The sequence below is a fragment of the Sphingomonas sp. ATCC 31555 genome (assembly GCF_000282895.1).
In the GTDB taxonomy this organism is placed as follows: Bacteria; Pseudomonadota; Alphaproteobacteria; order Sphingomonadales; family Sphingomonadaceae; genus Sphingomonas.
Window position 1 is genome coordinate 168,945 of sequence record NZ_ALBQ01000003.1, and the last position, 12,678, is coordinate 181,622.

At 67.8% G+C, this 12,678-nt stretch carries 14 protein-coding genes; 7 read left to right on the plus strand and 7 right to left on the minus strand.

The annotated features are described in order from the left end of the window. Positions 1-34 precede the first annotated feature (34 nt). Positions 35-403: a hypothetical protein gene (locus B215_RS0101515; protein ID WP_019367858.1), complete on the plus strand. Its 369-nt coding sequence runs from the start codon at positions 35-37 to the stop codon at positions 401-403. Here the strand turns inward: B215_RS0101515 and B215_RS0101520 are convergent. Both B215_RS0101520 and B215_RS0101525 read right to left on the minus strand, forming a co-directional pair. After that, a complete protein-coding gene (locus B215_RS0101520; protein WP_026008834.1) occupies positions 384-1,013 on the minus strand; it encodes a DJ-1/PfpI family protein in 630 nt (209 codons plus the stop codon). The two genes, B215_RS0101515 and B215_RS0101520, sit on opposite strands and share 20 nt — an antisense overlap. A 94-nt stretch (positions 1,014-1,107) precedes the next feature. Beyond that, positions 1,108-3,570 (minus strand): PhoX family protein, encoded by a 2,463-nt coding sequence (locus B215_RS0101525; protein WP_019367860.1) that lies wholly within the window; start codon positions 3,568-3,570, stop codon positions 1,108-1,110. Between the two features lie 306 nt (positions 3,571-3,876). On the opposite strand from B215_RS0101525, the gene B215_RS0101530 reads away from it, so the two are divergent. The 3 genes from B215_RS0101530 to B215_RS0101540 are packed head-to-tail and all read left to right on the plus strand — an operon-like array spanning position 3,877 to position 5,167. After that, positions 3,877-4,287, plus strand: a complete 411-nt coding sequence (locus B215_RS0101530) for a hypothetical protein (protein ID WP_236704500.1) — start codon at positions 3,877-3,879, stop codon at positions 4,285-4,287. After that, positions 4,284-4,739, plus strand: coding sequence for a hypothetical protein (locus B215_RS0101535; protein WP_019367862.1), 456 nt, complete (start codon positions 4,284-4,286; stop codon positions 4,737-4,739). The genes B215_RS0101530 and B215_RS0101535 overlap by 4 nt, the downstream gene beginning before the upstream one ends. Beyond that, the gene (locus B215_RS0101540) at positions 4,736-5,167 is read left to right on the plus strand and encodes a hypothetical protein (protein ID WP_019367863.1); all 432 of its coding nucleotides are present in this window, start codon (positions 4,736-4,738) and stop codon (positions 5,165-5,167) included. The genes B215_RS0101535 and B215_RS0101540 overlap by 4 nt, the downstream gene beginning before the upstream one ends. On the opposite strand, the gene gspD is transcribed toward B215_RS0101540, so the two are convergent. The 5 genes from gspD to gspG form a co-directional block, all read right to left on the minus strand. After that, positions 5,161-7,242 carry a type II secretion system secretin GspD gene (gene gspD, locus B215_RS0101545; RefSeq protein ID WP_026008835.1) on the minus strand — a complete coding sequence of 694 codons (2,082 nt, stop codon included), beginning with the start codon at positions 7,240-7,242 and terminating at the stop codon, positions 5,161-5,163. The genes B215_RS0101540 and gspD overlap by 7 nt on opposite strands. 11 nt (positions 7,243-7,253) lie before the next feature. Then, the gene (locus B215_RS0101550) at positions 7,254-8,051 is read right to left on the minus strand and encodes a type II secretion system protein N (RefSeq protein ID WP_019367865.1); all 798 of its coding nucleotides are present in this window, start codon (positions 8,049-8,051) and stop codon (positions 7,254-7,256) included. Next, entirely contained in the window at positions 8,048-8,401 is a 354-nt protein-coding gene (gspI, locus tag B215_RS0101555; protein ID WP_019367866.1) for a type II secretion system minor pseudopilin GspI, read from the minus strand. The genes B215_RS0101550 and gspI overlap by 4 nt, the downstream gene beginning before the upstream one ends. After that, the gene (locus B215_RS0101560; protein ID WP_037512699.1) at positions 8,398-8,868 is read right to left on the minus strand and encodes a prepilin-type N-terminal cleavage/methylation domain-containing protein; all 471 of its coding nucleotides are present in this window, start codon (positions 8,866-8,868) and stop codon (positions 8,398-8,400) included. The genes gspI and B215_RS0101560 overlap by 4 nt, the downstream gene beginning before the upstream one ends. Positions 8,869-8,975: 107 nt before the next feature. Continuing rightward, positions 8,976-9,446, minus strand: a complete 471-nt coding sequence (gene gspG, locus B215_RS0101565; protein WP_019367868.1) for a type II secretion system major pseudopilin GspG — start codon at positions 9,444-9,446, stop codon at positions 8,976-8,978. Positions 9,447-9,491: 45 nt separating this feature from the next. On the opposite strand from gspG, the gene gspL reads away from it, so the two are divergent. Genes gspL through B215_RS0101580 form a run of 3 tightly spaced genes read left to right on the plus strand, consistent with a single transcriptional unit; the run spans position 9,492 to position 12,567 of the window. Continuing rightward, positions 9,492-10,604 carry a type II secretion system protein GspL gene (gene gspL, locus B215_RS0101570; protein ID WP_050990105.1) on the plus strand — a complete coding sequence of 371 codons (1,113 nt, stop codon included), beginning with the start codon at positions 9,492-9,494 and terminating at the stop codon, positions 10,602-10,604. Beyond that, positions 10,601-11,101 (plus strand): type II secretion system protein GspM, encoded by a 501-nt coding sequence (gspM, locus tag B215_RS0101575; RefSeq protein WP_019367870.1) that lies wholly within the window; start codon positions 10,601-10,603, stop codon positions 11,099-11,101. Before gspL ends, gspM begins: the two co-directional genes overlap by 4 nt. Next, positions 11,098-12,567 carry a GspE/PulE family protein gene (locus B215_RS0101580; RefSeq protein ID WP_019367871.1) on the plus strand — a complete coding sequence of 490 codons (1,470 nt, stop codon included), beginning with the start codon at positions 11,098-11,100 and terminating at the stop codon, positions 12,565-12,567. The genes gspM and B215_RS0101580 overlap by 4 nt, the downstream gene beginning before the upstream one ends. Positions 12,568-12,678 lie beyond the last annotated feature (111 nt).

Sequence of the window (12,678 nt, forward strand, 5' to 3'; positions counted from 1 at the left end):
TCCCTCCGCGCCGGGACATCTGGAGAATAGAGCCATGACCAAGCCGATCCTTCTTCCAGCCCTGGCGCTGCTGGCGCTGGCCGGGTGCCAATCGGGCGGCGAGGCGACCGGCAATGCCGCCGCCGATACCGCAGCGGAAAGCAACGCCGTGGTCGACAATGGTGATGCCGGCAACAACGTCGCCGCGCAGGTGATCGCGATGAATGATGCGCAGCGCAACGTTGTCTTCATCCGCGCGATCATGGATGCGGGGCTCACCTGCGAGCATGTCGACAAGTCGGAGCGGCTGCCCGATCAGGACGGCAATCCCCTGTGGCGCGCCAACTGCCAGGGCGGTGCGGCGCACATGATCACCATCACGCCGGACGGCACCGCCAAGATCGTCAGCCGTACCGACCGGTAACGGTGGCGTCGGCGAGAAGGAACGGAGCGACGACCCCAAGCGTGCGGGCGACCGTTTCCTCCTTCTCGCCCACCGGCGCGACATAATGGATCGCCTCGCGCGCGGCCGCTTCTCCAGCGGCGCGCGCGATCATCCAGGCGGCCAGATATTGCGAGGCGAGACAGCCGCCTGCGGTGGCGACATTGCCGTGCGCCACGAACGGCGCATCAAGAACGTCCACGCCCGCTTCGATCACCCAGGGCTTGCTGGTCAGGTCCGTGCAGGCGGGCAGGGTGGCGATGAGTCCCAGCCGCGCCAGCAGCAACGTACCCGAACATTGTGCGCCGATAAGCTGGCGTGCCGGATCGAGGCGGATCTCGCCCAGCAGGTCTGCATCGGCGGCGATCTCGCGCGTCCTGATTCCGCTGCCGATCAGCACGGCATCGGCCTCTGCCGCGAAGGCGAGCGGCTTCTGACGGTGGATTGTAACGCCGTTGAGCGACGTCACTCGCTCGGTCGGCGAGGTGATATGGGCAGTCCAGCCGCGCGGCCGCAGGCGATTGAGGATCGCGGCGGCGATAAACGAATCCAGTTCGTTGAACCCGTCGAACGTCAGCACTGCAATTTGCATCATCGTCTCCCGCTCGCCCAGACTGTACGCGCTGATACAAAAAAGGGGAGGCCCTGGCGGACCTCCCCCTTACGATTGGTCGTGGCGTACCGGATCAGAGGCCGACGACGCCGCCGTCATTCTTGGTGATCACCACCACGGCCGAGCGCGGGCGGATCGTCTTCGCGACGGTGCCGCCGGCTTGGGTGTCGGGCCAGTTGCTGGTCGGCGCCGCGGGTGTGCCGCCTTCGCCGGGGTGCTGGATGCCGACGAACAGCGTGCGCCCATCCGGCGTCGAATCCACGCCGGTGATCTCGCATTCGATCGGGCCGACCAGGAAGCGGCGGAGATTGGCGCCCGGCGCCGCGCCGATGCGGGTCGCTTGGGTGGCGGTGACGCCGCCCGAGCCGGTGTTGGTGATGGTGCGTGCGCCGCCATCGCCTACCGTGCCCGGCTGGGCCGCCAGCATCATGCAGTTGGTGACGTCAGTATAGGCGCCGTCGTCGGTCTGCAGCCACAGCATCGGCTTCACCTGGCCGCCGGCATGGCTCGCACGGGCGAACATCAGGCCGTCGGGGCTGGAGAAGTCGTTGCTGTCGTCGAGCGACGAAAGGTTGATGTTGGTCTTGTCCAGGTCGGCGCCGGCGCCAAAGCCATAGATGTCCCAGGTAAAGCTGGTCGCCTCGGTCGTGGCTTCCTTGATGCGGATGATGTGCCCGTTCGGGTTGCCATACTGCGCCGAACCCGCCTTGGGGTCGTTATAATGGCGGGGATTGGCGGCGTCGGTGCCGTTCAGCGGACGACCAGCGGCGTTGTTGTTGGTGAGGGTGAGGTAGATCTCGCCCGTCACCGGGTTCGCCGCCGTCCATTCTGGGCGATCCATCGGCGTCGCGCCCAGCTTGTCGGCGGCGAGACGGGTGTTCACCAGCACGTCTGCCTGATCCGCGAACGGATAGGCGGCGTTGCTCGCGTCCAGGCCATTCTGGCCGTAGACCAGCGGCAGCCAGGTGCCGGTACCGTCGGCGTTGAACTTGGCGACATACAGCGTGCCAGCATCGAGATATTTGTCGCCGATCGCCAGGCGGTCGGTCGCATTCGCATCGGCTGCTGCCCAGGCAGTCGCCGAGACGAACTTGTAGAAGTATTCGCGGCGCGAATCGTCGCCCATGTACCAGGCCGGCTTCCGACCAGCGACGAATGCGCCCGGCCAGCAGCCCTCATGCCCCATGCGGCCCAGCGCGGTGCGCTTGCGCGGCGTGGAGGTCGGTGCATAGGGATCGACTTCGACAACCCAGCCGAACTGGTTCGGCTCGTTGCGGAAATCGCCGGTGGCGGCACCCGTTCCGGCGCGCGCATCCCAGCGGCGGAACAGCGTGTTGGTGCTGTCCGCGGCCACCACGGTCGACCAGCCATAGCTGCCCGTGCTGCTCGTCACGCCATAGCGGCTGAGCGCAGTGAGCTCCTTCGCGGTGCGGTTCGCAGTGTCGCCGCTGCGGCGGAAATAGCCGGCCCAATTCTCTTCGCAGGTCAGCGAGGTGCCCCAGGGCGTGTAGCCGTTGGCGCAATTGTTGATCGTGCCGCGGCCGGCCACGCCGGTGGGCGAAAAGACGGTCTTGAGCAGATCGGAGCCACGTGCCGGGCCGTTGAACACCATCGGCGTCGCCGGCGTGATCCGCCGGTTGAAGGTCGAATCCTGCTTTACGCTCCACACGCGGTTCGCGCCTTCGACGACTTCGGTCACCGACACGCCGTGGCAGTCGATTTCCTTCTGCGCTTCGGATTCAGGCCGCGCGCCATTGACGGTGGTGGCGCCCGCGACGTGCAGATACTGATCGTTGATGTTCTCGTGGTTCTGCACGAGCAGGCCGCGCGTCGAGCTGGTCTCGTCGCGCGTGCCGGTAGCGCTGAGGCCGAACCAATAGAGCGCGTCGCCATGGTCTCCGATGCGCTGGGCGAAGTTGGTATCGGTGCCGTCATTCTTGTAGGCGGGCACGCCGGCCGCGATCGGATCGCCGGTGCGGTTGATCACGCTGACGGTGTAGCCGGTCGGCACGGTTACAACGTCCAGCTTGTTCTTGGCGACCGCGGTGAAGCCCAGTGCCGGCGGATTCACCGTCACGGTGGTCTCGGCCCAGCGGGTCTGCCCCGTCGAATCGATAGCGGCGAAGCGGAAGCGGAAATCGGTTGCCGCGGCGACAACCGGTGCCATGAAAGAGACGGTGTTGCTGTTCGGATTGGCCAGGGTGATCAGCGGGCCGCTCGCCTGCGTCCAGGCGATCGTCGCGATCTGCTTGTCGTCGGTTGCGGTGCCGTTCAGCGTCACCATGCGGCCGGAGGACGTGGTCACGGCTCCGCCGGCCGTTACCGTCGGCGCCGCATCGCTGCTCATGTCGTTGTTGTCGCACGCGGCGAGCACCGAACCGCCCATCGTGGCGGCGACGATCGCGCTCGATCCGCGCAGCAAGGTGCGACGCGAATAACGCTGGTCTGCCAGGTCGTTGAGCGAGGTCGCGGTGCTGTGATTGGTATCTACATCGCCGTCGGTATAGCCGAACGACGTTTCGGTTAGGTCGGTCATCGAATCCCCCTCTAGTATCCGGGACATGGGCACGGAACGCCTCTCGCCCATGGGGAAGGGACATGAAGGCATGATGGAGCGGGGGTTGCGGATCGATGTCGAATCGCGGTCAGTCATGTGACACTTGCGAAGCCGCCGCAGCAGGTTAAGCGCGGACAGATGACGCCGGATGCTTCCGATCCCGATCCTCTGCCCCCCCGTCTCAGCCTAGTAGGCCATGCGGCGGCCAGGCTGCGGGCACGGATGGGATCGCGATCGGAGCTTGAGGCGGGCCCCCTTCCGGCCACCCGGCCTCGCCGGATCGCGTTGATCCTGCCCCTCGTCCTTGCTGCTGGCCCGCTCGCGACGATCGCGGGCGCGGCGCTGTTGACACGCGCTGCCCGGCAGGAAGAGGCACGGATCGCCACGGCCTTGGCGCCGCGCATGGACGCCGAGCAGGAACGCAGCCGGGCGCGGCAATGGTTGCGCCAGGCGATCGAGCAGCCGGGGCCGGCCGCCATGATCGATCGGCTGGCGGCGGCTCTGCCGGCCGATGCTACGCTGCTCCGAGTCGAACGGCGGGCCGACGCGCAGCTCGAAATCGAAGTCGCGACCAGCGATCCCGATGCGCTCCGGGCCGCGCTCCGGCGGACGGCGGCCCTTTCCGGCCTGCGCGACGTGCGCCAGCGGGAAGCCGAGGGGCGGACGATCGTGCTGCTGCGGCGGGCGGGCGCATGACGCGGCGGCCGATCCTGTGGGGGACGTTGGCGGGGCTGCTGCTGGTCGCTCTGCTAGCGCCCTTGACGGGGATGGCGATCGGCGCCCTTTCCAAGGCGCGGTTGGAGAAGGCGATCGTTGCCGGGAAGGCGGCGGCGCCCATCGAGGCGGCTGCCGTGATGTCGCCGGCGCTCGCCTTCCCCGCCGCCCAGGCGGAGGCAATGATCGCCGCGCGGATCGAACGGCTGGCGCGGAGCGGGGGCGTGCTGGTGGAAGCGATGGCGCCGGCAAACGCGCGCCCGCCGCTGGTCATCATCACGCTGCGCCTGTCCGGACCGGAAAAGGCCGTCGTCGCGCTGGCGGACGCGATCGAACGTGAGCGCCCGGTTCTCCGCTTCCGCAGCTGGCGGATGGTGCCGGCGGAAGGTGGCGGCGTGCGGTTAAGCGCCGAACTGATCGGGGCGGTGCGATGATGCCGCGCGTGCACTGGATCGCGCTGGGCGGCGCGGCTCTGGTGGCGATAGCAATGCCGCTGCTGTTGCTTCGCCCTGCCGCCGCACCGTCCCTGCAGTCTGCCCGCGCGCTGCCGCCGCTTGTGACGCCGATCGAAGTCCCGCTCACCCATGCATTCGATCGGCCGCTGTTCGCGGATGCGGCCCCGGAGGACAATGCGCTGCCGCCCGACGCTCCGCTACTGACGGGCATCGTCGGCCGGCTCGGCAGCGATGCGGTGGCGCTGGTCCGCACCGCGCAGGGCACCAGCCGTTCGCTCGCGATCGGGGACAGCGTCGATGGTTGGCGGCTCGAGTCGCTTTCGATCGACGCCGCGCTGTTCAGCCGCGGTGGCCAGCGGGCGCGGGTTCCGCTACCCGCCGCCGACCCAGAACCGACGGCTCAGTAGATCCCGTCGATCTCCACCTTCAGCCGCGCCGGCGGCGGCGCGAGCAGCAGGCTGTTGCGCCGGCCGTTCTCCGCCTCGTCGGCCCGCAGCCGGGCATAACGATCCTTGGCGGCCGCGCTGGCATCGGCGCCGTCGCGCAGGATGGTGGGCTTGAGGAAGATGAACAGGGTGCGCTTCTGGCGCTGTTCGCGGCGGCTTTTGAATAACTCGCCGATCAGCGGGATGTTGCCCAGGATCGGCACCTGCTGGCGGGTGTCCTGATAATCGTCCGCCGTCAGGCCGCCGAGCACGATCGTCGAGCCATTATCCGCCAAGACGGTGGTGTTGATCGCGCGCTTGTTGGTGATGATGTCAGAGGCCTGCGACACGGTGGTGCTGGCGATAGCGGATGCTTCCTGGTTTACCTGCAGGCGGATCGTGTCGCCCGCATTGATCCGCGGCAGCACGCGAAGCGTAATGCCCACATCCTTGCGCTCGATCGTGTTGTAAGGCGTCGCCGAACTGGTGTTGGTGAGGATCGATCCGGTGACGAACGGCACGTTTTGGCCGGCGATGAACTCGCCTGCGACATTGTCCAGCACCGTGATCTGCGGCGTGGACAGCAGGTTGGCGCGCGTCGAAGTGCCCAGCGCCTGGAGCAGCACCGAGAAATCGTCGCCGATCTTGAAGTTGCCGGTGAAGCCGGTGGCGCCGGTGCCCAGAAGCGTGCCCGCCGGCACGCCCAGCGCAGTAAGGATCGTGCCGAGCGAGGTGCCGCCGGCAGTGAATGAAGTGCCGGCGCCGAGCCGGTCCAGCACCGCGCCGCTGGTGCCGATCTGCACCGCCAGCGCCTCGGCATCGTCGCCGGTGATCTCGGCGATTGCGGCTTCGATCAGCACCTGCGGCCGGCGTACGTCGAGATCGCGGATCAGCGGTTCGATCGAGGCGATCGCGCTGGGCGCGCCGCGGACGACGATGGCGTTCAGCTCCGGCGCGGGTTGCACCGTCAGCTCCGGCGTCGAGAATCCCTTGGGAGTCTGCGGCGTTGTCGACTGCATCGTGGGCGTGGTCGTGCCGGTTGCTGCCTGCACCCCGGCGCCGCTGGTCGTGTTGCTGGTGCCGGTGGTGCCGGCTGCGCCCGCCGCGGCAGCGGAAAGGCTGCTTTGTGCCGCCAGCCGGGCGAAAGGATTGGCGTTCGCGCCCGAAAGGCTGCTCGCGACCGGATTGTCGACGCTCTCGCCCAGACCGAGTACGCCGCGCAGTACTTCCGTCACCGTCTCGGCATCGGCATAGTTCAGGCGGAGCATTCGCGTGATCGGCGTTGATCCGCCCGGCAGATCGAGCGAGGCGACGATGCGGCGGCCTTCGGCGACCGATGCGGGCGTGCCGCGCAGGATCACGGTGTTGCTGCGCTCGTCAGCGGCGACGCGGGTTCCGCTGGCCTGATCGCCGCCCAGTACGTTCTGCACCGCCTGGGCCACGGCCGGCGCGCTGCCATTCTTGAGTGCAATTGCGGCGAAGGTGGCGCCGCCGCCGCCGTCGAGCTGGCGGATGATCGATTCAATGCGGCGGACATTGTCGGCATAATCGGTGATGACGACAGCGTTGGGCGCGGTTAGCGGCTCGACGCTGCCGAAGCTCGCCACCAGCGGCCGGGCGATGCGGGCGGCATCGGCAGAGGGGACGTTGGACAGGCGCACCATCCGCGTCACCAGCTCCTGGCCGGCAATGCCGCGCGCGGGCACACCCCCGTCGCGCACGGCATTGGCTGCCGGCACGATCCGCCAGGCACGGCCGGAGCGCACCGCCGCATAGCCATTAGCGCGCAGCACCGACTGAAAAAGATCCCACACGCCGCCCGGGGTAAGCGGGCTGGACGAGGTAACGGTCACTACGCCCTTCACGGCGGGATCGAGGATCAGAGTGCGGCCGGTGATTCGAGAGATCTGGTCGGCGACGTCGGCGATCTCCACCCCGCGCATATTGATTACCACATCGGCGGCATCCTGCGGCGCGGCCGTCTGCGCCGTTACGACCAGCGGATCGAGCAGCATCGGCGACAGGGCGAGGCAGGCAAGGGCGGAGCGAATCTTCACGGGCTCTCTCTTCAACGGAGCGGAACGGTAAGCGTGATCCGCCTGCCGTCACGCAAAATCTGAACTTGTGCGGAGCCGCTCTGCTGCGCGGCGGCGAACGCGGCATTGGCCGCTTGCCCATCAGACAAGGGCGTACCGTTAACCGAGGTGATAACGTCGCCGGCCTGCATGCCCGGCGGGCCTCCGGTGCCGATCCGGAATCCTTCCGCCGTGGGCGTAGCGCCGAACTTTTGCAACACGGCGGCGCTGTTGCCCGGCAGCGGGGCGGGCGGCGCACCCGGCGGCGGCGTGAGCTGGGCCGGAGCCGCGGGCTGATTCGGGGGTGCGGCCGCTGCGGCCTGTCGCTGTTCGGGCGACAGGGTGGGATCGGGAAAAGCGAGGAATTCGCGCTGGCCGCCATTGTCGAACAGCACACGATCGCGTTGAATGGCAGCAATCGTCGCGCCGTTCACCGCTTCGCCGACATGGAAGGATTGAGGCGGCGCACCATTCACGGCGATGAACGCGGCGGACAGTTCGGCTGGAATCGCTGCCACGATACCCTTGAGTTCGAGTGGCAGCGTAGTCGGCTGCGGCGCATCGACCACCACCGCCTTGCCGAACGGCGCCAGCGCGATCGCGGCGCTCATATCGGGTGCGACGGCGGGGGCGCTCCGGCCCGACGGTACCGTGATCGCACCGGTGCCGGCATGGCCGGCAATCCGCCATGTCAGCCCGGCAAGCGCGATAGCGACCGAGACAACGACGGCGCCGGTCAGCAGATCGAGCGCGGTGCGCGTCTGGCGCGGATTGAGAGACAGACGATTCATTCCCTTCGCCCGTCCACGAAGCCGTCGAGCGATGCAAGCGGTGTCTTCTCGGCGGCAGGAAACACGTTGATCCGCACCCGCACGATTTCAGGATCGCTGGTACTGCGACGATCGACCGCGATGCGCCAGCGTTCGCCCAGCATCTCTACCTGCGGGGTGCCGCCGATGCCCGCTTCCAGTTCGGCCAGCCGGTTTTCGGCCACCCACATGGCGGCGGCGCGGCGCTCCAGCCCACGCGTCGAATCGATATGCGTCTGCACGGTGCGCATCAGGCCGACCGTTGCAATGGCGAGCACCGCCAGCGCCACGAGAGCCTCGATCAGCGAGAAGCCGCTTTCGTCCCTTGTCACGATACTGGCGCCGGTACTGCAGTGGCGGTGAGCCCATCATAGCGGACGATCCAGCGCTGGCTGCCATTTTCGACCGTGGCGGCCAGCGGGCGGCCAGAACCATCGACGCCGAGCACCACCGGCGGGCGGACGTCAAGCGTGACGGTGATGCCGGCAGGCAGCGTGTGCGGCGCCAGCGCATCGTCGGTGCGGGGGATCATCTTGCCGTCCATACCGATCGTGGCGAAGCCATAGCCGTGTTTTTCGGCGGTGAAAGCGATCAGTCGATCGCCGAGCATCGCGTCGTCGGCGGCGGCCTGCAGGCGGGAGGCGAGGCGGCGCGCTTCGGTCTCCACGCTGGGTTTGCGGGTAGCCGCACCGATCCCCAGCGTCACCGCGCCCGCGGCCACGGCGATGATCGCGAGAACGATCAGCATTTCGATCAGCGTCATGCCGGTTTGGGAAGGTGCGACGGCGAGGTTCCTCATCCGCCCATGGGAGAGGCTGAGGGAGGGGCCGAGATGGAAAAAGCGGCGATCTGCTTCAGCCCTCTCCCCAATGGGCAGGGGAACACAGAACGTCCCCCCGAGCGGCATCAGCCCTTGCCTTCAAGGTCGGCATCCACGCCTTCGCCACCGGGCTTGCCGTCTTTCCCGAACGAGCGAATCGCGAAGCCGCCGCCTTCGGACTTGTATTCGTAGGGCTTCCCCCAGGCATCCAGCGGCGCGTCGGAGAGATAACCGCCCTGCGCCCAATTAGCGGGCACCGGCGGCAGCGTGGGTTTCTCGACCAGCGCTTTCAGGCCCTGTTCGGTCGAGGGATACTCGCCGTTGTCGAGGCGGTACATCTTCAGCGCGCCTTCGATGCTGGCGATGTTGCCCTTGGTGGTGGTAACCCGCGCCTCGTCCGGACGGCTGATGACGTTGGTGGTAATGAGGCCAGCGACCACCGCAATGATCACGAGCACGATCAGCATCTCGATCAGCGTCAGCCCGGCTTCATGCTCCTCGACCTGGAGGTGCTTGCGTGCGAAGCGCTGCGATGCGATGTCACAAAATGGTTTCAAAACTATGCGCATCCCCGCCCCATGCGTCCATCCCATGAAGCTTCCATGACACACGGCGTCCGATCGCCGGAACCGCCGTCACCGCACGCCGCGGGCTTGTGGACGCTGGCGGGCGACCGCCTGATCATAGTCGACGCCGATGGGCCCGCAACCATCCTCGTGCCGACGGAGCGCGTGCGCCTGCTTGCGGTCGACCTGCCGTTGCCGAATCGAGCCCGACGGCTGGCGGCGCTGCCCTTCGCGATCGAGGACCAGGTGGCAGAGCCGATCGATGTGCTGCACTTGGCGCTGGGCGGGAAGCTAGATCCGCTAGAGGCGCCGGCGCGCTATTTGGTCGGCGCGGTTCGCGACGAGACCATGGCCGATTGGGTTCGCCTTGCCGAATCGCAGGGCCTTGGCGACGCGGCGATGGTGCCGGACGCGTTGCTGCTGCCCCGACCGGGGCAAGGCTGGACGGTCGAGATTCGTGAGGGCCGGGCGCTCGTACTCGCAGCCGATGGAACCGGATTCGCGCTACCCGCCCCGTTGCTGCAAGCCGCCTGGGAAGCGGCGGGATGCCCGCGGCTCTACCATTTGGGCGAACCAGTCGGCGCGGAAATGCCGGTACAGGCTACATCCCCGGATCCGCGCACGCTGCAGGCGCGTGCTGCTATAGCCAAAGCGGAACTCGATCTGCGACAGGGCGCTTATGCCGTACGGCGCCCGCGGTCGTCCGGCGCCTTGCGCCGACTAGGCTGGATCGTGGCCCTTGGCGCGTTGGCGCATGTCGCGATCGCAGGTGCAGATGCGTTAATGCTAAGCATTATCGCAAAGCGTCGTGCGGCGGAAACGCGCGAATTGGTCGCAATAGCAGCGCCGGGCGTCGATCTTTCAGGCGACTTTCAGGCTCGGGTAACCGATCTGTTGCCTAGTGCCACCGGCGCGCCGGATCGATTCGTGCCGCTGCTGGCCCGGCTTTCCGCCGCGCTGAGTCCGATGGCCGGTTCGCTCTCGACACAAGCGATACGGTTCGAGGGGAATGTGCTGACGATCGATTGTGCGGCCAGTGCGCCGGACATGGCGACGCGAATCGCGGCAGCGTTGCGCGGGGCGAACATCAAGGGGCAGGCAACGGCCTCGCCAGCAGGGACGATCCGCATTACGGCGAGCGCGCTATGAGGGATTTCATTCGCACGCAGCTGCCGACGCTGGATGCCGGGCTGAGCCGCGGCGGCCAATGGTGGCAGGCGCGCTCCTCACGCGAGCGCGGGATGCTGGCGGTGCTGATCGTGCTGCTTGTAGGGTTGCTGTTCGTCTATGGCGTGGTCAAGCCGATCCAGGGTGCGCGGGCGGCCGCGCTGGCGGACATCCGCACCTACGAGACGCTGAAAGCCCGCATTCGCGCAGCCGGCACGCTGACGACGGCTCGGCCGCAGCGCCGCACCGGCGCCCCCGCGGACATCGTCACCCAATCGGCCGGAGGTTTCGGCGTCGCGTTGACCACTGCGCCGATCGACCGCGGCGTGCGCGCCAGCGTTGCCGATGCCAGCTATGATTCGCTGGTCAACTGGCTCGCCGATGTGACGACGACCAGCGATCTGCGGGTGCGCACCGTCACTGTGCAGGGCCTCGGCGCGCCCGGGCGTGTTTCGGCCACCGTGGAGCTTGTCCGATGATCATCGCCGACGTGCCGAACCTGCCCTATGGCTTCGCCCGTCGGCACGGCGTGCTGCTCCGCGCTGCGCCCGAGGGGATCGAATGCGTCCATCGTGCCGATGCGGGGTTGGAGGGGCTGCTGGAGGTGCAGCGGCTGGCGCCGGGCGCACGCTTCGTGCGGCTGGAGGGCGCGGCCTTCGATAGCGCGCTCGGGGAAGCCTATGGCGGGGCCGGGGGCGCCGCCGCCGATATCGACCTTGGCGACATGGATCTGGCGGCGCTTGCGGACAGTGCAGCAAGCGTCGACGATTTGCTCGATACGCGAGATGACGCGCCGGTGATCCGGTTGATCAACGCCCTGCTGCTGGAGGCGGTGAAGGAAGGCGCTTCGGACGTGCACGTTGAGACGCAGGAAAAGCGCCTCGTCGTCCGCTTTCGCGTCGACGGCGTGCTGCGAGACATGATCGAGCCGCCGCGGGCACTGGCGCCGCTGCTGGTGAGCCGCATCAAGGTGATGGCGAAGCTCGACATTGCGGAGCGGCGCGTGCCGCAGGACGGCCGCGTGACGCTGCGCATCGGCGGGCACGATGTCGACGCCCGCGTCTCGACCATCCCGACCCAGCACGGCGAGCGGGTGGTGTTGCGTCTGCTGGAGAAGGGCTCGCTCAAGCTCGACCTCTCGGGCCTGGGCATGAGCGAGCGCGACCAAGCGGTGTTCGGCCGGCTGCTCGAGCGGCCGCACGGCATCCTGCTCGTCACCGGGCCCACCGGCTCGGGCAAGACGACGACGCTTTACACCGCGCTTACCCGGCTCAACGACCGCAAGCGCAACGTCATGACGGTCGAGGACCCGATCGAATATGAGTTGCCCGGCGTGGCACAAACCCAGGTCAATCCGCGCACCGACATGACCTTCGCGCGCGGGCTGCGCGCCATCCTGCGCCAGGATCCGGACGTGATCATGGTCGGCGAGATCCGCGATCAGGAAACCGCGCAGGTGGCGGTGCGCTCGGCGATGACCGGCCATTTTGTGCTGTCGACGCTGCACACCAATAGCGCGGTGGGATCGGTGACCCGGCTGATCGACATGGGTGTCGAACGCTATCTGCTCGCGCCGATGGTGGTCGGGCTGTGCGCGCAGCGACTGGTGCGGCGGCTGTGCCCGAGCTGCCGGCGCGAGGACGTGGCAAGCACGGCGGATTCGGTGCTGCTCGGCGGCGCGTTGCCGGTCGGGGCGCCGGTATGGCGCGCAGTTGGGTGCGACCAGTGCCATGACGAAGGCTATCGCGGTCGGGCCGGGCTGTACGAGGTCGTTGCGGTGGACGACGTGTTCCAGAAGCTGATCCATGATGGTGCCAGCGAGGCAGAGATCGAACGCCATGCGCGAAGGGATAACCCCAGCCTGCTCGATGACGGCGTGGCAAAGCTGCAGATCGGGGTGACCACGGTGGAAGAAGTCGCTCGCGTCGTGAGGGACGAGGCGTGACCGCTGCCGCCCGCGTTCCCCTTCCGCTTGCGGGAGGGGCTAGGGGAGGGGCTGAAACCGTACAGCGCTTCTTCCACGTCATCCCCTCCCCCGACCCCTCCCGCAAGCGGG

Excerpts from the sequence above, each read along its gene's own strand:
- B215_RS0101525 (WP_019367860.1), bottom strand. The coding sequence starts at position 3,570 with ATGACCGACCTAACCGAAACGTCGTTCGGCTATACCGACGGCGATGTA.
- B215_RS0101520 (WP_026008834.1), bottom strand. The coding sequence starts at position 1,013 with ATGCAAATTGCAGTGCTGACGTTCGACGGGTTCAACGAACTGGATTCG.
- B215_RS0101550 (WP_019367865.1), bottom strand. The coding sequence starts at position 8,051 with ATGAATCGTCTGTCTCTCAATCCGCGCCAGACGCGCACCGCGCTCGAT.
- B215_RS0101515 (WP_019367858.1), top strand. The coding sequence starts at position 35 with ATGACCAAGCCGATCCTTCTTCCAGCCCTGGCGCTGCTGGCGCTGGCC.
- B215_RS0101580 (WP_019367871.1), top strand. The coding sequence starts at position 11,098 with ATGATCATCGCCGACGTGCCGAACCTGCCCTATGGCTTCGCCCGTCGG.
- B215_RS0101540 (WP_019367863.1), top strand. The coding sequence starts at position 4,736 with ATGATGCCGCGCGTGCACTGGATCGCGCTGGGCGGCGCGGCTCTGGTG.
- gspM (WP_019367870.1), top strand. The coding sequence starts at position 10,601 with ATGAGGGATTTCATTCGCACGCAGCTGCCGACGCTGGATGCCGGGCTG.
- B215_RS0101535 (WP_019367862.1), top strand. The coding sequence starts at position 4,284 with ATGACGCGGCGGCCGATCCTGTGGGGGACGTTGGCGGGGCTGCTGCTG.
- B215_RS0101560 (WP_037512699.1), bottom strand. The coding sequence starts at position 8,868 with ATGAGGAACCTCGCCGTCGCACCTTCCCAAACCGGCATGACGCTGATC.
- gspL (WP_050990105.1), top strand. The coding sequence starts at position 9,492 with ATGACACACGGCGTCCGATCGCCGGAACCGCCGTCACCGCACGCCGCG.